The sequence below is a fragment of the Candidatus Foliamicus sp. genome (assembly GCF_965221325.1).
Taxonomy (GTDB): Bacteria; Pseudomonadota; Gammaproteobacteria; order Steroidobacterales; family Foliamicaceae; genus Foliamicus.
In genome coordinates, this window is sequence record NZ_OZ244880.1 from 101,239 (window position 1) to 126,682 (window position 25,444).

Annotated in this window: 24 protein-coding genes; 16 read left to right on the forward strand and 8 right to left on the reverse strand. The window is 63.5% G+C overall.

Features of this window, described 5'->3' with window-relative positions; translation table 11 throughout:
* The first annotated feature begins 15 nt into the window (after positions 1–15).
* Together ACWCOO_RS00505 and ACWCOO_RS00510 are read left to right on the forward strand one after the other, a co-directional pair.
* Positions 16–2,022, forward strand: a complete 2,007-nt coding sequence (locus tag ACWCOO_RS00505) for a TonB-dependent receptor plug domain-containing protein (RefSeq protein ID WP_446831028.1) — start codon at positions 16–18, stop codon at positions 2,020–2,022.
* A gap of 5 nt (positions 2,023–2,027) precedes the next feature.
* On the forward strand, positions 2,028–2,576 hold the full coding sequence (locus tag ACWCOO_RS00510) for a cob(I)yrinic acid a,c-diamide adenosyltransferase (RefSeq protein ID WP_446831029.1): 549 nt from the start codon (positions 2,028–2,030) through the stop codon (positions 2,574–2,576).
* A 73-nt stretch (positions 2,577–2,649) separates the two neighbouring features.
* Here ACWCOO_RS00510 and recG read toward each other — a convergent pair whose 3' ends face one another.
* The 6 genes from recG to ACWCOO_RS00540 form a co-directional block, all read right to left on the reverse strand.
* The gene (gene recG, locus ACWCOO_RS00515) at positions 2,650–4,671 is read right to left on the reverse strand and encodes an ATP-dependent DNA helicase RecG (protein WP_446831963.1); all 2,022 of its coding nucleotides are present in this window, start codon (positions 4,669–4,671) and stop codon (positions 2,650–2,652) included.
* A gap of 100 nt (positions 4,672–4,771) precedes the next feature.
* A complete protein-coding gene (locus tag ACWCOO_RS00520) occupies positions 4,772–5,158 on the reverse strand; it encodes a Rid family detoxifying hydrolase (protein WP_446831030.1) in 387 nt (128 codons plus the stop codon).
* Between the two features lie 37 nt (positions 5,159–5,195).
* Positions 5,196–7,343 carry a RelA/SpoT family protein gene (locus tag ACWCOO_RS00525; RefSeq protein ID WP_446831031.1) on the reverse strand — a complete coding sequence of 716 codons (2,148 nt, stop codon included), beginning with the start codon at positions 7,341–7,343 and terminating at the stop codon, positions 5,196–5,198.
* A gap of 150 nt (positions 7,344–7,493) precedes the next feature.
* Complete coding sequence (gene rpoZ / locus ACWCOO_RS00530) at positions 7,494–7,745, reverse strand: DNA-directed RNA polymerase subunit omega (protein WP_446831032.1); 252 nt, start codon at positions 7,743–7,745, stop codon at positions 7,494–7,496.
* 141 nt (positions 7,746–7,886) lie between these two features.
* Positions 7,887–8,525, reverse strand: coding sequence for a guanylate kinase (gene gmk, locus ACWCOO_RS00535; RefSeq protein ID WP_446831033.1), 639 nt, complete (start codon positions 8,523–8,525; stop codon positions 7,887–7,889).
* Between the two features lie 166 nt (positions 8,526–8,691).
* Positions 8,692–9,558 (reverse strand): YicC/YloC family endoribonuclease, encoded by an 867-nt coding sequence (locus ACWCOO_RS00540; protein WP_446831034.1) that lies wholly within the window; start codon positions 9,556–9,558, stop codon positions 8,692–8,694.
* A gap of 151 nt (positions 9,559–9,709) precedes the next feature.
* On the opposite strand from ACWCOO_RS00540, the gene rph reads away from it, so the two are divergent.
* The 4 genes from rph to ACWCOO_RS00560 all read left to right on the forward strand — a co-directional run bounded on the left by rph (position 9,710) and on the right by ACWCOO_RS00560 (position 13,449).
* Complete coding sequence (gene rph / locus ACWCOO_RS00545; protein WP_446831964.1) at positions 9,710–10,441, forward strand: ribonuclease PH; 732 nt, start codon at positions 9,710–9,712, stop codon at positions 10,439–10,441.
* A gap of 136 nt (positions 10,442–10,577) precedes the next feature.
* Complete coding sequence (gene rdgB / locus ACWCOO_RS00550) at positions 10,578–11,192, forward strand: RdgB/HAM1 family non-canonical purine NTP pyrophosphatase (RefSeq protein WP_446831035.1); 615 nt, start codon at positions 10,578–10,580, stop codon at positions 11,190–11,192.
* Between the two features lie 254 nt (positions 11,193–11,446).
* Positions 11,447–12,769, forward strand: a complete 1,323-nt coding sequence (locus ACWCOO_RS00555) for a spinster family MFS transporter (protein WP_446831036.1) — start codon at positions 11,447–11,449, stop codon at positions 12,767–12,769.
* The gene (locus ACWCOO_RS00560; protein ID WP_446831037.1) at positions 12,766–13,449 is read left to right on the forward strand and encodes a TVP38/TMEM64 family protein; all 684 of its coding nucleotides are present in this window, start codon (positions 12,766–12,768) and stop codon (positions 13,447–13,449) included. The genes ACWCOO_RS00555 and ACWCOO_RS00560 overlap by 4 nt, the downstream gene beginning before the upstream one ends.
* A 70-nt stretch (positions 13,450–13,519) precedes the next feature.
* Here the strand turns inward: ACWCOO_RS00560 and ubiA are convergent, their stop codons facing one another.
* On the reverse strand, positions 13,520–14,413 hold the full coding sequence (gene ubiA / locus ACWCOO_RS00565) for a 4-hydroxybenzoate octaprenyltransferase (RefSeq protein ID WP_446831038.1): 894 nt from the start codon (positions 14,411–14,413) through the stop codon (positions 13,520–13,522).
* 271 nt (positions 14,414–14,684) lie between these two features.
* Here ubiA and ACWCOO_RS00570 point away from each other — a divergent pair, with 271 nt between their 5' ends.
* Genes ACWCOO_RS00570 through ACWCOO_RS00590 form a run of 5 tightly spaced genes read left to right on the forward strand, consistent with a single transcriptional unit; the run spans position 14,685 to position 20,131 of the window.
* Positions 14,685–16,772 carry a LysM peptidoglycan-binding domain-containing protein gene (locus ACWCOO_RS00570; protein ID WP_446831039.1) on the forward strand — a complete coding sequence of 696 codons (2,088 nt, stop codon included), beginning with the start codon at positions 14,685–14,687 and terminating at the stop codon, positions 16,770–16,772.
* A gap of 33 nt (positions 16,773–16,805) precedes the next feature.
* Positions 16,806–17,309: a L,D-transpeptidase family protein gene (locus ACWCOO_RS00575; RefSeq protein WP_446831040.1), complete on the forward strand. Its 504-nt coding sequence runs from the start codon at positions 16,806–16,808 to the stop codon at positions 17,307–17,309.
* A gap of 9 nt (positions 17,310–17,318) precedes the next feature.
* Positions 17,319–19,244 carry a molecular chaperone HtpG gene (gene htpG, locus ACWCOO_RS00580; protein ID WP_446831041.1) on the forward strand — a complete coding sequence of 642 codons (1,926 nt, stop codon included), beginning with the start codon at positions 17,319–17,321 and terminating at the stop codon, positions 19,242–19,244.
* 30 nt (positions 19,245–19,274) lie between these two features.
* Positions 19,275–19,664 carry a peptide-methionine (R)-S-oxide reductase MsrB gene (msrB, locus tag ACWCOO_RS00585; RefSeq protein WP_446831042.1) on the forward strand — a complete coding sequence of 130 codons (390 nt, stop codon included), beginning with the start codon at positions 19,275–19,277 and terminating at the stop codon, positions 19,662–19,664.
* Complete coding sequence (locus ACWCOO_RS00590; protein ID WP_446831043.1) at positions 19,661–20,131, forward strand: hypothetical protein; 471 nt, start codon at positions 19,661–19,663, stop codon at positions 20,129–20,131. Before msrB ends, ACWCOO_RS00590 begins: the two co-directional genes overlap by 4 nt.
* An 84-nt stretch (positions 20,132–20,215) precedes the next feature.
* Here the strand turns inward: ACWCOO_RS00590 and ACWCOO_RS00595 are convergent, their stop codons facing one another.
* Complete coding sequence (locus tag ACWCOO_RS00595; RefSeq protein ID WP_446831044.1) at positions 20,216–20,794, reverse strand: YggT family protein; 579 nt, start codon at positions 20,792–20,794, stop codon at positions 20,216–20,218.
* A 65-nt stretch (positions 20,795–20,859) separates the two neighbouring features.
* Between ACWCOO_RS00595 and ACWCOO_RS00600 the strand changes: the two genes are divergently transcribed.
* The 5 genes from ACWCOO_RS00600 to ACWCOO_RS00620 all read left to right on the forward strand — a co-directional run bounded on the left by ACWCOO_RS00600 (position 20,860) and on the right by ACWCOO_RS00620 (position 25,399).
* A complete protein-coding gene (locus tag ACWCOO_RS00600) occupies positions 20,860–21,513 on the forward strand; it encodes a CDP-alcohol phosphatidyltransferase family protein (RefSeq protein ID WP_446831045.1) in 654 nt (217 codons plus the stop codon).
* Complete coding sequence (locus tag ACWCOO_RS00605) at positions 21,510–22,205, forward strand: HAD family hydrolase (RefSeq protein ID WP_446831046.1); 696 nt, start codon at positions 21,510–21,512, stop codon at positions 22,203–22,205. Before ACWCOO_RS00600 ends, ACWCOO_RS00605 begins: the two co-directional genes overlap by 4 nt.
* Positions 22,192–23,649 carry a D-alanyl-D-alanine carboxypeptidase/D-alanyl-D-alanine endopeptidase gene (gene dacB / locus ACWCOO_RS00610; protein ID WP_446831047.1) on the forward strand — a complete coding sequence of 486 codons (1,458 nt, stop codon included), beginning with the start codon at positions 22,192–22,194 and terminating at the stop codon, positions 23,647–23,649. The genes ACWCOO_RS00605 and dacB overlap by 14 nt, the downstream gene beginning before the upstream one ends.
* A gap of 64 nt (positions 23,650–23,713) precedes the next feature.
* Positions 23,714–24,052: a P-II family nitrogen regulator gene (locus ACWCOO_RS00615; RefSeq protein WP_446831048.1), complete on the forward strand. Its 339-nt coding sequence runs from the start codon at positions 23,714–23,716 to the stop codon at positions 24,050–24,052.
* 63 nt (positions 24,053–24,115) lie between these two features.
* Positions 24,116–25,399: an ammonium transporter gene (locus ACWCOO_RS00620; RefSeq protein WP_446831049.1), complete on the forward strand. Its 1,284-nt coding sequence runs from the start codon at positions 24,116–24,118 to the stop codon at positions 25,397–25,399.
* The last annotated feature ends 45 nt before the right edge of the window (positions 25,400–25,444 follow it).

Here is a 25,444-nt window from a genome sequence, read left to right on the forward strand (position 1 = left end):
CAACGGGAGGTTGCCATGGCCTGCACAAGTCGCGAACCGAAGCGCTTCTTTGCGAGGGCCTTGATACTGGCCGCAATTCTGACGCCCCTACCGATAACGGTCGCTGCGCAGGACGAGGGCGATGCGGAGCAGGAAGCGCAGGACTCACTCGAGACCCTCGTGATCACGGCATCGCGCCTGCCGCTTCCGGCCAGGCAGGCCGGCGCATCGGTAACGGTGCTTGATGAGGAATACCTGAACCGCCGGCAAGCTCTTACCGTAGAGGAACTGCTGCGCGCCTCACCAGGCGTGGCTGTCAGCCGCAGCGGAGTTCTCGGCTCGCTTGCGCAGGTGCGCATGCGCGGCTCGGAAGCAAACCATGCGCTGATCCTCATGGACGGCATCGAGGTGGGCGACCCGGCGCTGGGCGGAGAGCTGGATTTTTCCCACGTGCTGGCTGCCGACGTGCGGCGCATCGAGATTGTGCGTGGGCCGATGAGCGCCCTTTGGGGCAGCGATGCGGTGGCCGGCACGATCAATCTGATCAGCGCACCGAGCGGCTACGGGCAAGAGCTTACGAGTTACCTTGAGGGTGGCCGGTTCGCAACTCGCAGGGCGGGCTTGAGCGCTGCTCGGAGCCGGGACGCATGGGGAGTGCAACTGTCCCTGAACCACTTGGGCACTGACGGTCAGAACGTTTCGCGCCTCGGCGATGAAACTGACGGCTATCGCAACAATACTGTCCATATGGCCGCGCAGTTCCGTCCGTCGCAGGAGCTCCTGCTGCGCTTCGTAGCGCGCCGAACCGACTCCGAAAGCCAGTACGACGCCACTTCGTTCCTGACCGGACTGCCGGCCGACTCGGACAATGCCACGGAACGGACCCACAACTTGGCAGCGATTCAAGGGCGCCTGACCCTGCGGGATGGGCGCTGGCTGCAGGAAGCCAGCATCGCGCACAGCGGCTCCGAAAACCATAATTTCGCCGACGGCTCGGCGACCAGCGAAACAGGCGGGGACAAGATCAAGGTCGTGTATCAAACCAGCCTGTTCTTTGACCGTGCTGACCCCGCGGCGGCCATACCTTCCTTGACGCTGGGTCTCGGCCATGAACGCGAGGACTACGAGCAGCGGGCGGCTGCTTCCCCTTTCGGCGACCCCAACCGCGACCTTTCCATGGAATCGACCGATGCGCTGGCGGAATTCCGCATGGATGCAAGTGGCCGCTGGAACGCCTCGGCCGCGTTGCGCTACGACCGTAACCGCTACTTCCAAAATGCGTTCAGTTGGCGTGTCAGCGGGCTCAGGAACCTGCGCAAGGGCATAAACCTGCACGCCGCCTACGGGATTGGCGTAAAGAACCCCACCTTTATCGAGCGGTTCGGCTACTTTTCGAATTTCATCGGCAATCCCGACCTGCTGCCCGAAGAATCTCGCGGCTGGGAACTCGGCGCCAGCCTTGCGTCAGCCAACAGCGCGTTGACGGCCAGCGTCAGTTGGTTCAGTGATCGGCTGCGCGACGAGATCAACGGCTTTGTCTTTGTTCCGTCCGCGGGAGGCTTCACTGCGGCCAACCGCTCCGGCTTGAGTCAGCGCCGTGGCGTCGAGCTTGAGGCACGCTGGAACACGGAGGCCGGGCTCGCACTCACGGGCGCTTACACCTACCTGGACGCCAGCGAACCGGATGCCGCTGGCGGCGAGATCCATGAGTTGCGCCGGCCACGCCATTCCGGCAACCTCAATTTGCACTACCAGTTGGCCGATAAAGGCATCGGGCTCAACCTGAACCTCGACTTCAGCGGCCGGCGCGCGGACACGTTTTTCCCTCCCTGGCCCAATCCAGCGCGCCGCGTGTGGCTGGAGTCGTTTGTGCATGCCACGCTCACGGCAAGCTGGCAAGCTTCGCCACGCTTACGTTGGCACGTTCGTGCTGACAACCTTGGCCAGGCGCGTTACGAAGAGGTCTATGGCTTCCATGGGCCGGCGCGCAGCATACACCTGGGTGTGCGGTTATCGTTGTTCGAAACCGAATCACAAGACTGACACGCATGGGACATCGGCTCTCGAAAATCTACACGCGCACCGGCGACGGCGGCGAGACCGGCATCGACGCCAAGCGCCGCTGCCGCAAGCACGAGCCGCGCATCCATGCCTTCGGCGATCTCGACGAGTTGAATGCAGCGCTTGGCGTTCTGCTCGCGGAATCGCTGAGCGACGATATCGGCGCCCTGCTGCATGAGGTCCAGCAGCGGCTGTTCGACATCGGCGCGGAATTATGCGTCGAAGGTCTGCGCTCGACGGATACCACTCACGTAGCCACGCTGGAAAATGCGATCGATCTCCACAACCGCAGCCTGCCGCGCCTGAAGGAATTCATCCTGCCCGGCGGTGGACGGGCCGCGGCAAGCTGTCACCTGGCCCGCGCCGTGTGCCGGCGAGCCGAGCGGTCGCTTTGGGCGCTGCAGGATGCCGAAGAGGGTCTCAACCCGGAATCGCTCAAGTATCTGAACCGGCTCTCAGATCTGCTCTTCGTGCTGGCGAGACGCATCGCCGATACCGAAACCCAGTGGCGCGGCACCGACCGGCCCGACAAGTGAATGAGGCGAACACAGGCACTCACATGATCCTCCGCGCTTCCCGGCCCGCGCCAGGACGGACAAGAAACAACACCTATACCTGGGCGTAACGTTCGTCTTCCCCCACCCAGCGGCGAATCAGCTGCTCGACCTCGGACGCATTGTGCTTGAGCATGTGGTCGGCAATGCGCTGGGCAGGCGCTGCCAGCGCGCCATCGCGCACCAGATCGGCCACGCGGAACTGCAGCGCACCGGTTTGCCGGATGCCGAGAATTTCGCCCGCACCGCGCAATTGCAGGTCCTTGCGCGCGATCTCGAAGCCGTCGTTGCTGTTGCGCATGGTGTTCAGCCGCTGCCTGGCCATATCGCCCAGCGGCGGCCGATACATCAGTACGCAATGGCTCTGTTCCTTGCCGCGGCCCACGCGGCCGCGCAACTGGTGCAACTGCGCCAAACCCATGCGTTCGGCGTTTTCGACGATCATCAGGCTGGCCCGAGGAATATCCACGCCCACTTCGATCACCGTGGTGGCTACCAGCAGGTCCAGCTTGCCCGCGGCGAAATCGGCCATCACCTGGTCGCGCTGGCTGGCCGCGGCACGACCATGCAGCAAGCCTACGCGAACGTCGGGCAGCGCTGCCTTCAGCTCCCTGTAAGTGGGCTCCGCAGCCGACGACTCGATGTATTCCGATTCGTCGATCAGTGGGCAGACCCAGTACGCCTGTCTGCCCGCGCCGCAGGCTGCGGCTACCCGCTCGATAACCTTTGCGCGCCGCTCTTGTGACACCAGCACCGTGTTCACCGGGCGGCGCCCGGGCGGCATGTCGTGGATTGCGGACATATCCAGACCGGCATAGAAGGTCATGGCCAGGGATCGCGGAATCGGTGTAGCCGTGGTTACAAGCTGATGGGGAACTTGCGCGTCTTCCTGGCCCTTCTGCACCAACCGCAGCCGCTGATGCACGCCGAATCGGTGCTGTTCGTCCACCACCACCAAGCCTAGCGCACGGTATTCCACGGCCTCCTGGAACAAGGCATGCGTACCAATCGCCACCTCGGCATCTCCGCTTGCCAGTCGCGCTTCGAAAGCGCGCCTCGCGGCTGCGGGCATCCCGCCAGCCAGCCATGCCAGACGTACGCCCAGTGGCTCCAGCCAGTCGCTCAGCGTACGCATATGCTGTTCGGCAAGCAGTTCCGTAGGCGCCATTACTGCCGCCTGCTGCCCGCTCTGTATGGCGGCCAGCACCGCCGCCGCGATCACCACGGTTTTTCCGCAGCCCACATCGCCCTGCAGCAAACGCATCATGGGCTGGGCGCGACTCAAGTCCGCGTCGATCTGCCGGATGGCTTGCGTCTGGCCGGCAGTCAGACGGAACGGGAGGCCGGCCAGGAATCGCTGCCGCAGGTCACCCTCCGGCTGCAGGGCCTTCGCAGGCTGCCGCTGCCCAGTCTCGCGCAGGCGACGCAAGCCCAGGTGCCAGGCAAGAATTTCTTCCAATGCCAGGCGCTTGCGTGCCGGATGCTCGCCCGACAGGAGAGCTTCCAGGGGCAGTTCACTGGGCGGGCGATGCACGGTACGCAACGCTTCAAGCAGTCCGGGCAGATGCAGCCGCGACAATTGGCGCGGCGGAATGAGATCGGGCAGGTCGGCCATCGCGTTGTCCAGCGCATATTCGGTCAACGCGCGCAGCCGAGGCTGGCCCAGGCCCTCGGTAGTCGGATATACCGGCGTGAGGCGCTGCTGCACCGGCACGGGTTCGGATGCGCGCAACCTGCGGTATTCGGGATGCACAATCTCCAGGCCGCGCGGACCACGGCGCACTTCCCCGTAACACAACAGCCGCGTGCCGGGACTCAAGCCGCGTTGTTGCTGACGGGTAAAGTAGAAAAAACGCAGCGTGACTTCAGCGGACTCATCCCGCAGGACACACAGCAGACTCCTGCGGCGGCCCATGTTGATCCTTGCCCGGTCGATCACGCCTTCGATCTGGACCCATTGGCCGAGCTTGAGGTCCGCTATGGCCTGTATGCGCGTACGGTCCTCATAGCGCTTGGGAAGCAGAAACAGGAGATCGCGCACGGTGCGCAATCCGAGGCGTTGGAGCTTTTCCTCCATCGCCGGACCAACACCCGGCAGCGTGGTCAGGTCCGGGCTGCTGTCGGCGGGCTTCCCGCGCAAGCAGCCGCCTAGCCCGGAAGCTGGTGAGATATGCGGACTATGGGACCACCAGTACCGCGTCCGCCTCGACCTGGGCGCCTTTGGGAAGTCCTGCGACCTCGACCGCAGCCCGGGCCGGAAACGGCTCAGCGAACATATCCGACATTACCTGGTTGACCAGCGCGAAGTGCGACAAATCGACCAGAAACACCGTGATCTTTACCGCGTCCCTAGACATGTTGCAGCCGGCCGCGCGTGCTACCGCCTCCAGGTTCCGGAACACTTGGCGGATCTGGACATCCATGCCGCCTTCGATCAGTTCTCCGGTGGCGGGATCAAGCGGAATCTGACCCGAGACAAAACACAAGTCGCCGGCGACGATGGCCTGCGAGTAGGCGCCAATCGCGGCCGGCGCCAGGGAAGTATGCACAGCGTTGCGCGTCATTGGCGTCTCCGAGCCCAATAATATGCCAGAGAGGAAATTAAACACGATGTACGCGATGCACGCTGGGCAACGCGCGGACGGCGCGCATGACGCGCGCCAAGCGGTCGCGGTCCTTGACCAGCACCGACAGGAACAGCTCGGTGCTTTCTTCGGGCCGGTCCTGCATGTTCACCTGGGCAATGTTGTGGCCGGTCTCGGCAACGCGCGCGGCCACTTCGGCCAGCACGCCGGGGCGATGGGCGATGTGTATGCGCAGCCCGGCCGGAAATTCCAGGCGGATGCGACGCTTCCAGTTCACCGGAATCCAGCGTTCCTTGCGCTTGCGCTGGGCGCGGAAATTACCGCAAGTGTTGCGGTGGATCACGAAGCCGCGGCCGCTGGAGGTGTGGCCCACCACCTCATCGCCTGGTATCGGGTAGCAGCATTGCCCGTAGGTAACCACCATGCCCTCGGCGCCGGCGATATCCACCGGGCGCATTTCCCCCGCCCCCTCGCCGGAGCGTTTCTGCCCGGGATTCATGATCACTGCCGCCGCCAGAGTGGCCAGGCGTTCGCCCAGGCCAATCTGCTCATAGAGCTCCTGGCGGCTCTCCACTCCGAGCTCCTGGAATGCCTCCTCGATGGGCCCGCGCCCCATCTTGCGCAACGATGAACCGCGTTCGGAGAGGGCCTGGTTGAGCAGCACCGCGCCTACTTCGCGCGCCTCGCGGGTTTGCGTGTTCTTCAGGAAATCCAGGATGGCCGAGCGGGCCTTGGCGGTGGCTACGTATTCCAGCCAGCCCGCGTTGGGATAGGCGTTGCGGGAGGTCAGAATATGCACGTTCTGGCCATTCTTGAGCTGGGTGCGCAGCGGCGTGACCTGTCCATCCACCCGCGCCGCCACGCATCGGTGTCCGACATCCGTATGCACCGCGTAGGCGAAATCCAGACAACTTGCGCCGCGCGGCAGGCGCAGGATCTCGCCCTTGGGCGTGAACACGTAAACCTTATCGGGGAACAAGTCCACCTTCACGTGATCGTAGAAATCGTCCACTTGCGCCGTGGCCTGCATTTCCGTAATCCGCCGTAACCATTCCTGGGTGCGGAACTGCGCGGGAAGCACGCTCTTGTCCTCGGCCTTGTACTGCCAGTGGGCGGCGATTCCACTCTCTGCCACTCGGTGCATTTCCGCGGTGCGGATCTGGAACTCCAGGGGCATTCCCTCCGGGCCCAGCAGCACGGTGTGCAGCGACTGATAGCCGTTAACCCGCGGAATGGCGATGTAGTCCTTGAATCGGCCCGGCATGGGGCGGAATAGCTGATGCGCTATGCCCAGGCACCGGTAGCAGGCATCAATGTCGGGCACGATGACCCGCAAGCCAATCACGTCGGCAATTTCCTTGAAGGCCAGGCGCTTGTCGCGCATCTTGCAGTAGATGCTGTAGGCCGACTTGGCGCGCGCCGAGATATTCCCTTCCAGTTCGGCGGCCTTGAGCGCCCGTCGCAGGCGATCCGACACGCGGCGCAGCACCGAGCGGGGATGCCGGGGTCTTTGATTCATAGCGCGGCTTATCACCCGGTAGCGCCTCGGCCAGGCATAACGAAACCCGAGATCCTCCATTTCCCGGCGGATGGTGCGTATGCCCAGGCGATTCGCGATCGGCGCGTAAATCTCCAGCGTCTCGCGCGCGATCCGTCTCTGGCGGCTGGGCTCCAGCGCGTCGAGCGTGCGCAGGTTGTGCAGCCGGTCGGCGAGCTTCACGAGTATGACCCGGATATCGTCAACCATCGCCAGCATCATCTTGCGGAAGCTGGCGACTTGCGCCTCCATCCTGCCGGCTTCTCTGAGCCGTGTCAGCTTGGTAACCCCGTCCACGATCGCCGCTACCTCGCCCCCGAAATCCTGCTCAAGGTTGGCCCTGAGCGTGGGCGTGTCTTCGATCACATCGTGCAGCAGTGCCGCGATAATGGTCTCCGAATCCAGCCGCAACTGCGCCAGAATCGTTGCCACCGCTACCGGATGGGAAATATAGGGCTCGCCCGAGAGACGACGCTGATCGTGGTGTGCCCGGGCTCCGTATTCGTAGGCCTTTAGCACGCGGCCGCGCTCGGCCTCGGAAAGATATTCCAAGTCGGTGAGCAGCCTGCGAATTCCGCCACCGGATACTCGGATTCGCTGTGTGCCGGCTACCGCTGCCTGCTGCATGGACCAGTGCCCGTTTACGCTACCCCTGTTATCGTAAACCCACTACCGCCAAGCGATAACATCGTAGCGACAAGCGCCCCCCGCGCTTCCGGAAGGCGGGAGGGCACGTGCTTGAGCCGCCGATGCCGGTAAAGGCACCAGGCGCCCGACTCAATACTCGCGGGTTTCTCCGGGCGTGGCGAAGGCTTCCTCCACCGACCTTTCCTGTTCGGTGAGGGTCTCTTCCGTAACCAGGCCAGCGGCGATCTCGCGCAGCGCCACCACCGACGGTTTCTCGTTTTCGCGTGGCAGCAAGGGTTCGGCGCCGTTGGCCAGGCGCCGCGCACGTACGGCCGCTACTCGCACGAGATCGAAAATATTCTCGATGCGCTGCTGGCAGTCTTCGACAGTAATTCGCGCCATGGATATTGCTAGTTAGAACGGCCTCGCTGCCCGCATTCTGCATCAATTCCGCATCCGGCCGCAAGCTAGCCGGTGGCGCACCAGACTTGTCGCCACCGCGACACAGCGCCGATTCCATGCTGAAGTTATGCGGCGCCAGCCCTACTGATCTTCGGCATCCCAGCCGCCGGAAGCGAGAAGCCGTTCAATATGCTTGCGATGGCGCTGGTCGGCAACGGCATACTGGCCGCCGCGGCCCTCAATTATGAGCGCCATCCGGCGGCAGGTCTCAGCTACATCGTCGTTGATCAGCACGAAGCTGAAATCCGGCCATTTGGCAATGTCCCCGCGGGCCTCGGAGAACCGGCGCGCAAGCGCATCCGGGCGATCGCTGTTGCGGCCCTCGAGGCGCCGCTTGAGTTCGCCGCGCGAGGGCGGCAGCAGGAATACAGTCTGCGCCTCGGGCATCGCGCGGCGCACCTGTGCCGCTCCTTGCCAGTCGATTTCGAGGATAACCCGGCTCCCGCTTGCCAATTTTTCCTCCACCTCCGCGCGGCTGGTCCCATAACGGTTGCCGAACACCTCCGCATGTTCGAGAAAGCCACCGCGCTCCCTGATTGCGTCAAACTCCGCATCCGTTACGAAAAAATAGTCGCGCGCATGCTGTTCGTTGCCTCGCTCGGGGCGCGTAGTGTGCGAAACCGCCAGGCTGACGCCGGGAAGCTCCTGGATGAGGCGCCTTACGATCGTAGTCTTGCCGGTACCCGAGGGGGCGGAAACGACAAACAGGTTAACTGCCATGCTTCACCGGACCGGGCCGTAACGCCGAAACTGTATCCATGATTTCATGTTTGCCGTAACGACCAATAAAGGGGCACTTTAGTATCTGGCTTGCCCACTCCGGCTTTTGACCGGCTTTGCCGCGCCCGGAGGCCCACGTAGTCCGGCGAGAGATCCGGGTTGGGCGTCACAGGATGTTCTGGGCCTGCTCCCGCATCTGTTCTACAAGCACCCGCATGTCCACAGCTTCGCGCGCGCCGCGTGCATCGCCCGACTTGGCCGCCAGAGTATTGGCTTCCCGCCCGATCTCCTGGAGCAGAAAGTTGATGCGCTTGCCGGTGGGCTCGCTGTCCTCCAGCGCCGAGCGCAATGCGGCCAGGTGCGCATCCAGGCGGTCCAACTCCTCGGCGATGTCGTGGCGCATCAGCATCAGCACCACTTCTTTCTCAAGCCGCTCCGAATCCACCTGAACCTTGATAGCATCCAGGCGCTCCTGCACCCTTTCCCAGCTCTGCCTGCGCAATTCCGGCGCGCGAACGCGAAACTGCTTCAACAGCTCTTCCATCTTCGCGCTTCGCACCTCGATGGCGTTCCTCAGCTTCTCCCCTTCGCTGCTCTGCGACTCGCGCAACTCGTCCAGCGCCTTGTGCAGGAGCTTTCGTGCCTCGCCGGACATGTGGCTCTGGTCGGCGGCCTGCTCTTCGATCACGCCGGGCCAGCGCATCACGTCCAGCGGGCTTACAGGCGCCGGACGGCGCATCTGTTCGGCCAGGACGCGCGCGTAGCTGATCACACGCACGGCCAGCTTGGTATTGACCTTGATCTGATCAGTGAAGCGCTCGGCCGGACGCCAGGCCAAACGCGCCTCCACACGACCCCGGCCGATGCGGTCGGCCAGGAGGCCGCGGAACTCCGTCTCCAATTCCCTGAACGCTGCGGGAACGCGCATATCGACATCGAAATGGCGGTGATTTACCGAGCGCAACTCCCATTGCAGCCAGCCGTGCTCGCCGCGGTGCTCCACCTTGGCGTAGCCTGTCATGCTTCGAATCATGTGCGGATGCCTCGTTTCAGCCGCCAAACACTGCCGCCGCGCAATTCTAGCCTGCAAGCCGCCACCGACCGGTGCGAATTTACGCGCTCAAGCGGTCTTATGGTGCGCGCATAACATATTCCTCAATATGACAACAAAAGATGATCGAGGAATCCGCCCCAGCCGTCGGTCGGCGGACGAGTTGCGACCACTGCGCTTCGAAACCGGCTACACGAAACACGCCCACGGCTCGGTGCTTGCATGTTTCGGCGATACGCGGGTGCTATGCACGGCCAGCATCGAAGCGGGGACTCCGCCTTTCCTGCGCGGTTCCGGACGCGGCTGGGTCACAGCGGAATACGGCATGCTGCCCGGCGCTACGCACACGCGCAGCCGGCGCGAAGCCGCGGCCAGAGGGCAAACCGGACGCAGCATGGAAATCCAGCGACTGATAGGCAGGTCGCTGCGCGCTTGCGTGGACTTCGAAGCCATGGGCGAGCACACGGTCATTGTCGATTGCGACGTGCTGCAAGCCGATGGCGGGACCCGCACTGCATCGGTGTGCGGAGGCTGGCTTGCGATGACTCTGGCGTGCCGGCGCCCGGCTTGGCGCCGCAAGTTCCGCCGCTACCCGCTGCACGGCCAGGTGGCAGCCGTTTCCGTGGGGCTGTATCGCGGAACGCCCGTGCTTGATCTCGAATATGCCGAGGACTCCGAAGCAGAGGCCGATGTGAACGTCGTGATGAACGAAGCCGGCGGAATTATCGAGGTGCAGGGCACGGCCGAATCGCACGCCTTCCTGCGCGAGGAATTCGACCGCATGATGGACCTGGCCGCGGCCGGAATCAGGACCATACTTACCGTGCAGGAAGAGGCGCTTGCGACCTCGGCCAAGCGCAATTAGTGGTTGACCGCAAGCCGGATTCCACACGCGCCGGGCGCCAAGGACCCACTGCACGCCCGGCGACTTCCTGGTTGCCGCTTCCTGGCCGTTTCGGTGCATACTCGCGCCGGGCACCAGGAATTCCCGCCGAATCGACATGCAGCCTGTTCATAAAGTCGTTCTGGCCTCAGGCAACACCGGCAAGCTGCGCGAGCTAGGCGACTTGCTCGCAAGCCGAATACGCCTGGTGGCAATGCACGAGTTCGGCCTGCAAGCCGCCGAGGAAACGGGTTCCAGTTTTACGGAAAATGCCCTGATCAAGGCCCGCGCAGCAGCCGAACAGTCCGGGCTTACGGCCCTCAGCGACGACTCCGGGCTTGAAGTGAACGCGCTGGCAGGCGCCCCGGGCATCTATTCCGCGCGCTATGCGGGCGCGCAGGCAAGCGCCGGCGCCAACATCCGTAAACTGCTGAGTGACCTTGAAGGCGTAGCGCCCGAACACCGCACCGCGCGCTTCCGCTGCGTCCTTGCACTGGTCACGCCTGAAGACGCAATACCTCCCATCCTTGCCGAAGGTGTCTGGAACGGGCGCATTGCCGAACGACCGCAAGGGCGGCGCGGATTCGGCTACGACCCGATATTCCTGGATGCGCGCACCGGGAAATGCGCGGCCCGGATGAGCGCCGCAGAAAAGGGCCGCAGAAGCCACAGGGGCGCGGCGGCCCGCGAATTGCTGCGGCTGCTCGCCACGCGCCCATTGCCGTCCCGATAACATCCCCGACCTTGGGCAGTTATGCACACCCGGCGGAAAAAAGCATTGCGCGGTTAACATTGCGGCCACTTTTGCATAAGGTCTTCCTTAACCTTACCCAATCTGTTGATATTCCTACACTTTAACGAACATGGGGAATTCTTCCCCCATTGCGGGAAACCGCAAGCGCCAATAGAACAAAGGCCTTGCGGCAATATTGTCCACAAGGTTATCCACATGCTCCTCGGTTCGCCGCGGATAAAGGCCGGCAAACCGTGACAGCAGCGCAGCACTGGCCCCGGCGCGGCTACGCCTGGTACGTGGTTATCCTGCTGATGATCCTGTATCTGTGCTCGTTTCTCGACCGCAATATCATCACCCTGCTGGTCGAACCCCTCAAGGATGATCTGGGCTTGAGCGACGTCGAGATCGGGCTGCTCTACGGCCTTGCATTCGCCGCCTTCTACACCACGCTCGGCTTGTTCGCCGCCGGCATGGCCGACTTGTGGAGCCGACCCGCGGTCATTGCCGCTGGGGTCGTATTGTGGAGTCTGGCGACCGCCGCGTGCGGACTGGCAGCCAACTATACGCAATTGTTCATCGCCCGCATGTTGGTTGGCGTGGGCCAGGCCGCCCTGTCGCCGGCCGCTTATTCGCTGATTGCCGACTATTTCCCGCCCCGGATTCGGCTGCGCGCCACCGCCACCTACGCCACCGGGCTGTATTTGGGAATCGGGCTGGCTAGCCTCACCGGCGGACTGGTGATCAATTGGGTGGTCGGCGGGGGAACCGCCAACCTGCCGATCCTTGGCGCTCTGAAAGGCTGGCAAGTCGTTTTCATCGTGGTCGGTCTGCCTGGCGTTCTGCTGGGCATCCTGACGCTGGCATCGGTGCGTGAAACTGCCCGCATCGGCCAAGCGCCGGAAGGCGGCGTGAGCGCCAAGGCCTTCGTTCGACTCCTGACCGGTCCTCAGCGCAAGTTGTACCTGACCCACTTCATGGGCTTCTCCTGCCAGGTTACCTATTCCTATAGCTTCGGCGCCTGGACCCCATCGTTCCTGATCAGGGAATACGGCTGGACCCAGGCCCAAACCGGCATCGGACTGGGCGCCGTTACGCTGGTGACAGCGCCGCTGGGCGTTTACCTCGGCAGCGCCGCGGCGCAGGCGCTGCGACGCCGTTCGCCACGCGACGCCGAGATTCGGGTAGGCGTCGCCGTCGCTCTCACCGCACTGCCGCTCGCGGTGGCCTTCCCATTTGCGCCCAGCGCTGCGCTGGCACTGATCGGCATCGGGCTTACACAGTGCCTGATCAGCATGCCCTTCGGCATATCGCCGGTGGCGCTCACCGAAGTGACACCAAACCGCTTCCGTGCCCGCATCATCGCCATGTACCTGTTCTGCATCAACCTGATTGGTCTGTCGCTGGGACCACTGGGAGTCGCACTTCTGAGCGAACGCGTGTTCGGTTCGCCACAGAGTCTGCCGCTGGCGCTTGCCACTATGGCCCTATGCACGATGCCGCTTGCAGCGTGGATTCTGAGCTTGTCCGCACCGGCCTACCGGCAAGTCGCGCGCAACCGGGGGACGGCGGCATGAATTGGCGCGCGGTCTTGTTGCTGCTCGCACTGGTGGCGCTAGCTCTCACCTTGAGTTTGCTGCCACTACGCGAGTGGCTGATCGCATCCGTCGATTGGGCGCAGGCGTATCCGCGCATCGCCTGGGCGGCATTCATTTTGGCCTACATACTGGCTGCCGTTCTCATGGTTCCGGGGTCCATTCTGATGCTGGCCGCCGGCGCGCTGTTCGGCATGGGCTATGGCGTGGCAGTGGCATCCCTGGCGAGCACCCTGGGCGCCGGCTGCGCGTTTCTGGCCGGAAGATTCCTGGCCCGCGGCTGGGTCGAGTCCAGGCTTGAGAAAATGCCCCGCTTTAACGCCCTGGATCGCGCGGTTGCCCGCAAGGGCGCGATGATCGTCCTGCTAGCGCGGCTTTCCCTGATAATCCCCTACAACCTGCTCAACTATGCGCTGGGGCTGACGCGGGTCCGCTTCGCCCCCTATGTGTTAAGCACATTTGTCGGCATGCTGCCGGCTGTCCTTTTGTATGTGTACCTCGGTTCGATGGCCGGCACTCTGGCCACGCCGAATCAGTCCGACGCACCAGCCGTTTCACAACTGCTGTTTATCGCGGGACTGGCGGCGACCGCAGCGCTGCTGATCGTTATCGCCCGCCTTACGGCCCGTGTGCTGCGCAACGAACTGGATCAGGATGGGTGATTGCCACATCCCCGAGCCGAGAAGCTTCGGCCAGGGGACGACAGTTTTCCCCTTTCTCCAGGAGCCATGCCTATGCTGCAGCGAGCATGTCCATTGCCAACCCGGCATAGAGACACAACCCCAGCAGCGCATTATTGCTGAACGCGCGCAAGCACCGCATCCGGTCGCGGCCCCGAATCAGCCAGAGCTGCCAAATCGCGCAGACCGCCGCGCCGGTCCAGCCGACAAGGAACAGCGACCCCAAGTCACTCCATGCTCCCAGGCCAAGCATTCCCGCCAGATACAAGGCATGGCCCACGAGGACAAAGGGGACGTCGCGGCGCCCGAGCAGGATAGCCGTGGAGGGTACGCCGATCTTCTCGTCGTCATCCCTATCGACCATCGCGTAGATGGTGTCGTATATCACTACCCAGAGGAAAGTAAGCGGCCAGAGAATCCACAAGGACAACTCGCCGATACCGGACAGAGTCGCGTAGGCCATCGGAACGCCCCAGGAGAACGCCGCGCCTAGAACCAGTTGCGGAGCCGAAATGAGGCGTTTGGCGAACGGATAAAACCCGGCGGTGGCCGCGCCCACAACAGCCAAGCCGATCGCCAGCGGCGGCAAGCTCAATGCCAGCAGGAAGGCGCAAGCCGCTAGCAGCGCAGCCACAATCAGAGCCTCCACGGGCTGTATTTCGCCGCTGGCCAGTGGGCGGGCGCGAGTGCGCTTTACCAGGCGGTCCACGCGGCGGTCGGCGTAATCGTTCAGCGCACAACCCGCCGAGCGCATCAGGACCGTTCCCACCACGAAGACAAACAGCACACTACCCGGCGTCTCGCCGCCGGAAGCCAGCCACAACGCGAAAAGCGTAGGCCAGAGCAGAAGCAGAGTGCCTGCCGGGCGATCAAGCCGAATCAGGCGCGCGTAAGCGACGAGCCGTTGCCTCGCTATGGCGAGCAATTTGTCGGACGATGCGTTCATGGCGCCGGGTATACGGGGTCTTGCTGTGCATTGCCTGGGGCCGACACGCATCTTGGAGATTGCGAGCCAATCCCTCTGTTGACGATGTTAGCAACAAAACGGCCCGCTCTTGAACTTCGTTGTTAGCCCAAAGCAGTAGTGTCCCGTTTCTCCAATTCAGAGATGTCCCTTTCGGATTACAACGACGTTCTTCAGGTTGGCTCTGCTCTGGCGCTGTTGACCGAGCGGAATTGCGGAATGGGCGGCTTTGGTGTAGAAAGACTTCCCGGATATGCGGGCGAGCGCCAGAACACCGACCCTGCTGCCGGCGCTAGCGCTTGTGCTGGCGGTTTCCAGCGCCCCCAGTCCCGCGGTGGCGGTGGAAGAACTGCCGGTTCCAACAGGCCTGCGGGCCGAAATCGACTTCTGGAAGCGCGTGTTCGGCGACACTGGTCGCGACAGCGGCTTGGTGCATGACAACCTGTACGTGGGTGTGGTCTATGGCGAAATTTCGCTTAAGGATCTTGCCCCCCGCGCCCGCCGCAATGCGATCCGCTCGGCCGTCAGCGACTACCGCAAGACACTGAACCGCCTCGCGGACAAGCGGCCGGCGAAGCCCAGCGAGAAAGAACAGCGCATTCTCGACGCCTGGGGCCCCAACCCTTCCAGCGCCACCTTGCGGTCCGCGGCCGGACGGCTAAGGGTGCAGCAAGGAATGGCCGAGCGGTTCGTCGACGGCCTCGTGCGCTCCGGCCGCTGGCGTCCGCACATTCTCAAGGCGCTGCGCGAACACGGAGTTCCCGAAGGCGTGGCGGCGCTGCCGCATGTCGAATCCTCATTCAATCCCAATGCGCGCTCTTCGGCGTCGGCCTTGGGCATGTGGCAATTCACGCGCTCCACCGGGCGTCGTTTCATGCGCATAGACAACGTAATGGACGAGCGTCTGGATCCGTGGCGCGCTTCCACCGCGGCAGCCCAGTTGCTCAGCTACAACCACAGCCTGCTGGATAGCTGGCCGCTGGCAATCACTGCCTACAACCAGGGCGTGGGAGCGATGCTTCGCGCAGTCCGGCAGTTGGGCACCAAGGACATTGAAACCGTGGTGCGGCGCTACAAGGGCCGCACCTTCAAGTTCGCCGGGCGCAACTTCTACGTGGAATTGATCGCGGTCATGGAACTGGAGCAGGAAGCGGAACAGCGCTTTGGCCCACTCACACTGGATCCGCCCATCGAACACGTGCTGCTGGAACTGCCCGGCTACCTGCGCATGGATACGCTGGCCGACACGCTGGGCTTGTCCGCCGACACCCTGGCGGCGTTCAATCCTGGTCTGCGCCCACCAGTGGTCAACAACGCCAAGTATGTTCCACGCAATTACCGGCTGCGGGCGCCGCTCGTTCCTGAAGCGCAGGCGCGGATCGCGGGAATCCCCTCGAATTTGCTCTTCACCAGCCAGATTCGTGACCGGAATTACATCATCCAGCCCGGCGATACGCTGTCGCTGATCGCGCAGCGCTACCGCACAACGGTGCCGAAACTTATGCAGGCCAATAATCTACGCAACAGGCATCGCATTCGCGCCGGGCAGTCGCTGGAAATTCCCGGACTAGCGGCGAACGAGCCGATACGGGAGGGCGCTTCCACCTATCGTGTACGGCGCGGCGACACGCTGGCTGCTATTGCCCAGCGAGCGCGGCTGTCCGAGCAACAGTTGCTGGCCCTGAACGACATTCCCAACAAGGATCGTATCTACATCGGGCAGGTGCTGCGATTGACCGCAGAGCACCTGCCACTCCCGCAACAGCCGGCCGAGGAACTGGCGCCACTCATCGCGGCGAGCGAGAGCGAGCCTGACGCCGACTCCGGAGAATACGAAGATCAGGTCGCCGCCGTGGCCCCGGCGCCAACCGGACCTTCCTATGGGTCGGTGAGCTTGGCGGACCCCAACGATTATTCGATCATTGGCGGCAACATGGTCGTGGTGGAGGCCGCCGAAACGCTGGGGCACTATGCAGATTGGCTGGAAATTCGCACCCAGCGGCTACGCGATCTGAACGGCCTCCGCTTCGGCCGCCCGGTGGGCATCGGCAAGCGTCTGCGGCTGGACTTCAGCAAGGTCAGCCCCGAAGTCTTCGCGCAGCGCAGGGTGGCCTATCATCACGAGTTGCAGGAGGCTTTCTTCTCCGACTACAACGTGATTGGCGAGCAGGAATACACGGTGCGGCGGGGCGACTCCGTGTGGCGGCTGATGCGCCGCAACGACATCCCCATGTGGCTGTTGCGCCAGTACAACCCCGGACTCGATCCGGATAGCCTGCAGGTGGGCGCTAAGTTGCTGTTTCCGAAGCTCCAGGCCAAGAACTTCCCTGCCGTTTCCTGAGCCATGCCTGCCCGTTCGCCGGTTGTGAGGAGCATGCGGCTGACCGCCGGCTTGCTGCTCGGCCTGACGCTTGCCGCCGACCCGCTTGAAGCGCGGGAAACCTTGCCGGTAATCGATTCGATCGTGGTTGATAAATCGCTGCGCAGGCTATATCTAATCAAGGATGGAGAAACCGCGCGTTCGTATGCAATTGCTCTCGGCCTTGCCCCTGAGGGTCACAAGCAGCGCGAGGGCGACTACCGCACCCCGGAAGGGTCGTACCGGATATCCGTGCGCAAGCCGGATTCCAGTTACATGCTGGCCCTTCAGATCTCGTATCCCAACGAGGCTGATCGCGCCCGGGCCGCGGAAGCCGGGGTTTCTCCGGGGGGGCTCATCATGATCCATGGACGCCCCCTGCGACCCCCCAGGGGGCGCAATCGCGATTACTACGCTTCCCGCGACTGGACCGACGGCTGCATTGCCGTGAGCAACTCGGCAATGCTGGAGATCTGGATGATGGCGCCAATCGGCACCCCAGTCACGATCAGGCCCTGATTAAAGATCATGTCCGAAAGCACCACCAGCACGAAAACTCGGCGCCGGGCCCGCACCCGCAGCTTCCAGGCAGAAGTGCGGCAGCTTCTCAAGCTGATGATCCATTCGCTCTACAGCCACAAGGAAATCTTCCTGCGCGAGTTGATTTCCAACGCCTCGGACGCCTGCGACCGCTTGCGCTTCGAGGCAATCTCGAATCCGGAACTCCTGGACGGAGACACCGAGCTCGCCATCGCGGTGGACTTCGACGCCGATGAAGGCTGGATCGAGATCACCGACAACGGTATCGGCATGTCCGAAGAGGAAGTGGTCGGTCAGTTGGGCACGATCGCGAAATCCGGGACCGCCGACTTTCTCGCCAGCCTCTCGGGCGACAAGCAGCAGGATGCGCGTCTGATCGGACAGTTCGGCGTCGGGTTCTATTCGTCCTTCATCGTGGCGTCGCGCGTCGAGGTGCGTACACGGCGCGCCGGGTTGACTGCCGACGCCGGTGTGCTCTGGTCTTCCGAAGGCGAAGGCAAGTACACCGTAAAGGCCGCCGCCAGAGAGCAGCGCGGCACCTCCGTTCGCCTCTACCTGAAGGACGGGGAGCGGGAATTTGCGAATCCCTGGCAGGTGCGGGCGCTGATCCGGCGCTACTCGGATCACATCGCTTTTCCGGTAACGATGCCGGCCGCCAGCGATAGCGAAAGCGAAAGCGAACAAGCCGGGGCATCGGAACGCGAGGTCGTGAACGAGGGCAAGGCGTTGTGGACGCGGCCCAAGCGCGAAATCAAGCCCGAGGAATACCGGGAGTTCTACCGCCACATCGCCCGCGACAGCGAAGACCCTCTCTGTTATGCGCATAACCAGGTGGAGGGCCGCCGCGAGTATTCCAGTTTGCTTTATATCCCGCGACGGGCGCCCTTCGACCTTTTCAATCGCGAGTCGCCGCGCGGCGTGAAGCTCTACGTGCAGCGGGTCTTCATCATGGACGACGCCGAGCAGTTCCTGCCCCTCTACTTGCGCTTCACGCGGGGCATCGTGGACAGCAAGGATTTGCCGCTCAATGTGTCTCGCGAATTGCTGCAGCAAAACGATGACGTGCGCGCCATGCGCCAGGCTCTCGCGCGACGTGTGCTCGACATGCTGAACGACCTTGCGAAGGAAGACGCCGACGGTTACCGGACTTTCTGGAACGAGTTTGGGCGCGTCTTCAAGGAAGGCGTGGTAGAAGACGTCCCCAATCGGGACCGCATACTGGCGCTGCTCAGGTTTTCCACCACCGCTTCGGAGAGCGAGCGGCAGGAAGCGACCCTGGCCGAATACGTCGAGCGCAAGCCGGCGGATCAGGAGGAAATCTATTACATCGCGGCAGCGAGTCCGGCCGCCGCGCGGTCCAGCCCACAGCTCGAGATATTTGCCCAGAAAGGGCTGGAGGTCCTGCTCCTTTCGGACCCTGTCGATGAATGGATGGTGGCCCACTTGGGCAACTACGAGAACTTGCGTTTCCGGGACATCGCACGCGGTGCGCTGGTGGCCGACGAGCTGCCGGGTGTGGCGGCGGCACCAGCGGCGAACAAGGTCGGCGAGGAGGACTTGGCGGAGTTGCTGCAGCGCATGAAGAGCGTGCTTGGGGATACGGTCGCCGACGTTCGGGCCACGGCCCGCCTTACCGATTCCCCGTGCTGTCTGGCGCTTGGAGAACACGAGATGGGCGTGCAGATGCAACGGATACTCAAAGCTTCCGGCCAGGAGCTGCCCGACAGCAAGCCGATACTGGAAATCAACACCGGACACGCGCTGTTCCAGCGCCTGGCGCTTCGCGAAGGCGACGCCGAAGCTTTCGAGGACCTCACCCGCTTCCTGCACGAGCAGGCCCTGCTCACGCAGGGGAGGGAACTGCCCAACCCCGGCGAGTTCGCGCGCCGCGTCAACCGCCTGCTCGAAGCCTGATAACCGCCGCGCACGGGCTACAATCCGTTCATGCACAAGGCGCCCAGGAAAGACGAGTTGCGCGAACGGCTTACGCCCGAGCAATACCAGGTCACGCAGGAAAAGGGCACCGAACCGCCGTTCAGCGGCGCTTTGCTGTTCAACAAGGAAAGTGGCGCCTATCAGTGCGTCTGCTGCGGCGCGGGACTTTTCCGTTCCGACGCAAAGTTCGACTCCGGCACCGGCTGGCCCAGCTTTTTCGAGCCTGTCTCCAGCAGCGCGATCACGCAACGCGCAGATAACAGCCACGGTATGCAGCGCATAGAAGTGGTTTGCGGGCAGTGCGATGCGCACTTGGGGCACCTGTTCCCCGATGGCCCCCAACCCACCGGCATGCGCTACTGCATCAATTCCGCCTCGCTCAGGTTCAAGAGGGCGTGAAGCGCCTGCGTCCTCCCGACCCTGGCGCGTCCTCAAAAGGCTCGGACGCACGGCGGCGCACCGCTTATCGCTTCGGTTTGTCGGCCGTGGTCGCGAGCTTTGTGGTGATCGGGCTGCTGTTGCTCGGCGCCATGTTCCAGGAGGAATACGAGGAAGGCTTCGTACGCCTGGTGTCGTTCGCGGTGCGCCTCGCAACACCCGAAGAGATCGCCGAAGCCGAAGCTGCAGGCCCTCCGCCGCCCCCGCTGCGGAGAACAAGGCCGGACACCCCGGTGGTCGAAAGCGGCGAGTTGCTCTTGGACCAATCCGAACTCCGCAGTGGGGAGAATCTGCTTCCCGCTCCGGAACTCCTGGTGCCGGTGGGGGACTACGTGGTCGAAACCCCGGATGGCCTGGAATTCGTCATGCCCGAGAGCACCGAACGCGAGCTTGAGGCCGGCGGGAATCGAGCCGAAGAATCGGAATAAGCGCGACCGGTCTTCAGCACGTATCGCCTTGGATTGATCGCCAAGGCTTTTTAACGCTATGCAAGGGCGCTGCGTAAATAGAGGCTAAATTGGCGAAAACCCCGGTGCGCAGTTCAATTGGCGCGCAATTTCCACGCCGGGAAGAAAACCAATGAGCAACTGCACCGCCAGGATGAAAGCCAGGGGGCTGAAATCGATGCCGCCCAGATTGGGCAGCAGCCGCCGTATCGGCGCCAGGGCCGGCGCGCAAATGCGATGCAGAACGCTGACCACCGGGTTGTAACCGCTGGGGCCGAACCAACTCATCAGGGCCCAAACGACAACCGCCAGCAGGTAGAACCACAAGACGAGACGCAGCGCGCGCACCAGGCCGTAGAGCGCCACTTGAAACAGCGTGAGATCGGCGCGGCAACCGGCTTCTACCGTAAACCAGACCAGCAGGCATTGCAGCGCGAGAAAGGCAAGCAGCACGTGTGTTTCGACCCGCTCGGAGGGCTTCGCCAGCAGCCGCAGCGGAGCTGCCAGCGGATTGGTCAGCCGCAGCACCACGGCGGCCACAGGATTGCGCGGATCGGCGCCGTTCCAGTAGAGCGCCAAGCGCACGACAAAGCACAGCATGTAAAGGTCCGCGACGGTGCCAAGCAGGAAGGAAAGTGCGCCCATCAACCCCAGTTTTCCAAAGCAGGCGCGAAATTATAAGTTCGGTTTCGGCTGTCTATAATTCCGGCATGGCCAACCTGATCACGCTGAGCCGCCTCCTGCTGTTGCTCGTCGTGGTCGTGATCGCCTACCGGCCGGCTTCGATTGTCCAGCTTTGGATTTGGCCTCTGCTCAGTCTGGTGTTCATATCCGACGGGCTGGACGGGTGGATCGCGCGCCGCAGGGGAGAGGAAAGCCTGTTTGGCGCGCTGTTCGACATCGCCGTGGACCGGATCGTGGAGCTCACGCTCTGGATCGTGCTGGCCGACCTCGACCTGGTGCCGATCTGGATTCCGGTGGTGTTCGTGGTGCGCGGCGGCCTGGTGGACGCCATCCGCGCCAGTGGGGTTCAGGCCGACCGGCGCAATCCCTTGTCCTTGCTCAACTCACCGGTCGCCCGCTGGCTGGTGGGCGGGCGTTTCATGCGCGGATTCTATGGAAGCGTCAAAGGCATGGCTTTCGTCGGGCTATTCCTGATCGATCCGCTGCCGCTGGGCATTGCGGCCATATCTCCCGAGTGGGCGCTGGCCTGGGTGCCGCTACAACTCTGGTTCGAAGGGCTGGCCATGGGCCTGGCCTTCCTGTCCGTTGCGTTGTGCCTGCTGCGGGGGCTGCCGGTTATTCTCGAGTTTCTGGCCAATGAACGGCGGTCACTGTTTACGCGCAACGGCCAAAACCGATGAATCGGGCTCAGACCGGACCGTGCCTCGTGCTGTTCGATATCGATGGCACGCTGGTGCGCGAGCCCAGCACCGAGAAGCGCTTCGCGCTGTGGATGCTGCTCAAGGGGCGGATCGGCCCATTACGGCTGCTGGCCTATGCGGTGTTTTGCCTGCGTTATCTGCCGCGCTACGGCAGCGATGTGTTTGCCAAGAACAAGTCGCTGATGTGGCGGAGAACGGCCGACAGCGCGCTGGGGCTGGCGCGGGATTGGGCGGCGCGCCATCTTCGCGGCGCCCTGCAGCCAGCTTGCGTGGAGCGGCTGGAGATGCACCGGAAGCAAGGCGATACGCTGGTTCTGCTGTCCGGCACGCCGGACTTTCTTGCCCAAGCTGTGGCCGACGAGCTTGACGTGCCGCATGTGATTGCAACCCGCTGCCCCCGGCGTAAAGGGCGTTTCTGCTTTGCGCCACCGGAAGTGCATCGCGTGGGCAAAGCCAAGCGAGAAGCCGCGCACACACTCTGCACGCAATTCGGAATATCCCCAAGAAACACGATCGCCTATGCCGATTCGATTTCCGATCTGCCCCTGCTGGCCGCCTGCGGTCATCCTGTGGCCGTTACCCCGGATCGTGCGCTGGCAGCGGAAGCGCAACGCCATGGCTGGGAAATGCTCGGCGCCAAAGCCCCAGACTGCGTCCGTGCGTCTGCCTGAATCCGCCTGCGTTGGCTTGGGGCGGGCCGGCGTTGCACGAGCGGTGCTGGCAGGGCTGCTTCTGGCACATGGCGCTGCCTTTGCCGACGATACTCTGCCGGAGCCGGTCGCCCAGATTCTGGCCCATTACGGCATTCCGAGCGAGGCTTATTCTGTATGGGTCCAGGACATCGCGCTGAGCGAGCCGCTGCTCAGCTATCGCGCCGGGGTGTCCAGGCCGCCTGCTTCGGTCATAAAGGTGCTGACAGGTTGGCTGGCTCTGGAAGGACTTGGTCCCGAATACCGCTGGGTCACGCGGGCCTACCTTGGCGGCACGCTGGATGACGGTGTGCTGTCCGGCCCGCTGCTGCTTGAGGGCGGAGGAGACCCGCGGCTCGTGGTCGAGCGGCTGTGGCTGATGCAGCGCGAGATGCGTGAGCGCGGACTGCGGGAGATCCGCGGCGGATTGGTTATCGACGATCGCTGGCTGCCGGCAATGGATCGCCCAGTGGAGGGATTCGCTGCCGACCGACACCGCTCCTTCAGCGCGGCGCCGTATGCGCTGCTGATGAATTTTCAATCGGTGCGCATCGTGATCGAGCCGGAACCGGCACGCAATCGCGTCAGAACGCGCCTCGATCCGGCGCTTTCCGGCCTTGAGATCGTAAACCGCATACGCCTCGCCGAAGGCGCCTGCGGAGGCTTCCAACGCGGCGTGTCAGTGCATATCGGTGGAGAAGCGGAAAACCGCGTGGAACTTGACGGAGCCTATAGCCGGCGCTGCAACTCCTGGTCCATCCCCCGCCGCGCATTATCGAGTCCAGCCTACGCTTTCGGCCTTTTCGACGCCATGTGGCGCGAGGCGGGCGGCGAATTGTCCGGGGGATACCGGCTGGGTGTTGTGCCGGAAGACGCTGAACCCTGGCTGGAATTCAAGTCCGAATTCGCATCCCAAGCCGTCCGCTACATGAACAAGTACAGCAACAACGTCATGGCGCGCCAACTGCTGCTTACGCTGGGCGCGGAAACCTTCGGAGCACCGGCAACCCTGGACAAGGCGCACCGCGCCGCCGGCGAAATCCTGCGCGGCGCGGGGCTGGAGCTGCCGAGCCTGGTGCTGGACAACGGGTCGGGCTTATCGCGCATTGCCCGGATATCGGCGCAGGACCTGGGGCGCGTGCTCGTGCATGCCGCGCGCGGACCCAGGTATCCCGAGTTGGCGGCCTCGCTGCCTATCGCCGGGCGCGACGGAACCCTTAGCCGCACCTATCGGGAATCAAACTTCAACGGTAGCGCGCGTATCAAGACCGGCAGCTTGAACGGCGTCTCGGCGATAGCCGGCCTGGTTTTCACCGCCACCGGCAAGCGCCTGGCAGTCGTAGCCCTGATGGAGCATCCGCTGGCGGCCAAGGGCCCGGGCGAAGAAGCGCATGGCGCGCTTTTGACTGTCCTGCACAGGCATTGATAGAATGCGCGGCGCTCCGACGCAGCGCCGCTTATCCCTACCCTCAGCCAAGAGGAAGGCTCACATGAAACTCGTAATGGCCATAGTCAAACCGTTTCGGCTGGATCATGTCCGCAACACGCTTTCCGACCTCGGAATAAATGGAATGACAGTATCCGAGGTGCAGGGATTTGGAAGACAGCGGGGACACACGGAACTGTATCGAGGCGCGGAATACATGGTCGATTTCATTCCCAAGACGAAGATCGAAGTCGCCTGTACTGACGAGTTGGCAGAACGCGTGGTGGAGGCCATTCTGGGCTCCGCCAAGACCGGCAAGGTGGGCGACGGCAAGGTATTCGTTCTGGATCTTGAAGAGGCCTACCGGGTGCGGACCGGCGAGAGCGGTGACTCGGCGCTTTAGCAAGCGCGATTTATCGGGAGACTGGCACGCGGCCGAAGTCTCCCTTCACTAGAGGCATTTCATATGAAAAGAGCGATGCTGATCGCTGTGGCCGGCTTGCTGGCGTCGGGGGTAGCCAGCGCCGACACACTGGACAAGGCCGATACGGCCTGGCTTCTTACTTCGACAGCCTTGGTGCTGTTCATGACGCTGCCGGGGCTGGCGCTGTTCTACGGCGGGCTTGTGAGCCGCCGCAATGTGCTCTCGGTGCTGATGCAGTGCTTTGCGATCGCCGGCACCGTTACCGTGCTGTGGGTCGTGGTCCAATACAGCCTGGCTTTCAGCGACGGCGGAGCCTTGAACAAGCTGGTGGGTGGCTTGGGCAGCGCCTTTCTGGCCGGACTGACCGTCGATTCCCTGAGCGGCAGTGCGCCGGAATCGATCTTTCTCACTTTTCAGCTTACCTTCGCCATCATCACCTGCGCACTGATCGTGGGCGGCTTCGCCGAGCGCATGCGCTTTGCGCCCATGCTGCTTTTCTCGGTGTTGTGGTCGCTGATCGTATATGCGCCAGTATGCCACTGGGTGTGGGGCGGCGGCTGGTTGGCTGACCTCGGTTTTCTCGACTTTGCCGGCGGCGCGGTGGTGCATCTGACCGCCGGTGTTGCGGCCCTGGTGGCGGCCATGGTGCTGGGCCCGCGCAGCGGGTTTCCGCAAAAGCCCATGCCTCCGCATAGCCTGCCGCTCACGGTGGCGGGCGCCGGCATGCTCTGGGTCGGGTGGTTCGGCTTCAATGGCGGCAGCGCGCTGGCGGCCGACGGCGCCGCTGGCATGGCTGTGCTTGTCACCCATGTAGGCGCTTCGACCGGCGCCTTGGGCTGGATGATGATGGAGTGGATCAAGTTCGGCAAGCCCAGTGTGCTCGGCGTGGTGACCGGCATGGTGGCGGGCCTGGGCACGATTACACCAGCCTCGGGTTTCGTGGGACCCATGGGCGCCCTGGTGATCGGCTTGGCGGCCGGTGTGCTCTGCTTCTATGCGACGCGCCTGATCAAGCGGGTACTGGTAATCGACGATTCCCTGGACGTGTTTCCGGTCCACGGCGTGGGCGGCTCTTTGGGGCTGCTGCTATGCGCCGTGTTCGTAAACGCCAGCCTGGGCGGCGTGGGTTACGGCGAGGGCATGAGCCTGGGTCCGCAGCTCGGCGTTCAGGCGCTGGGCCTGCTGGCGACCGCCGCTTGGACGGCGCTGGCAACCTGGCTGATCCTCAAGGTGGTCGGACTCGTTACGCCGCTGCGCGTGGACGAGGACGACGAAATCGAGGGCCTGGACCTCACCCAGCACGAGGAGCGCGGCTACAGCCGTTAGCCCCGTCCTGCAAGACGGGTTCAAATTCTTGCTCGCCGCTTTGGG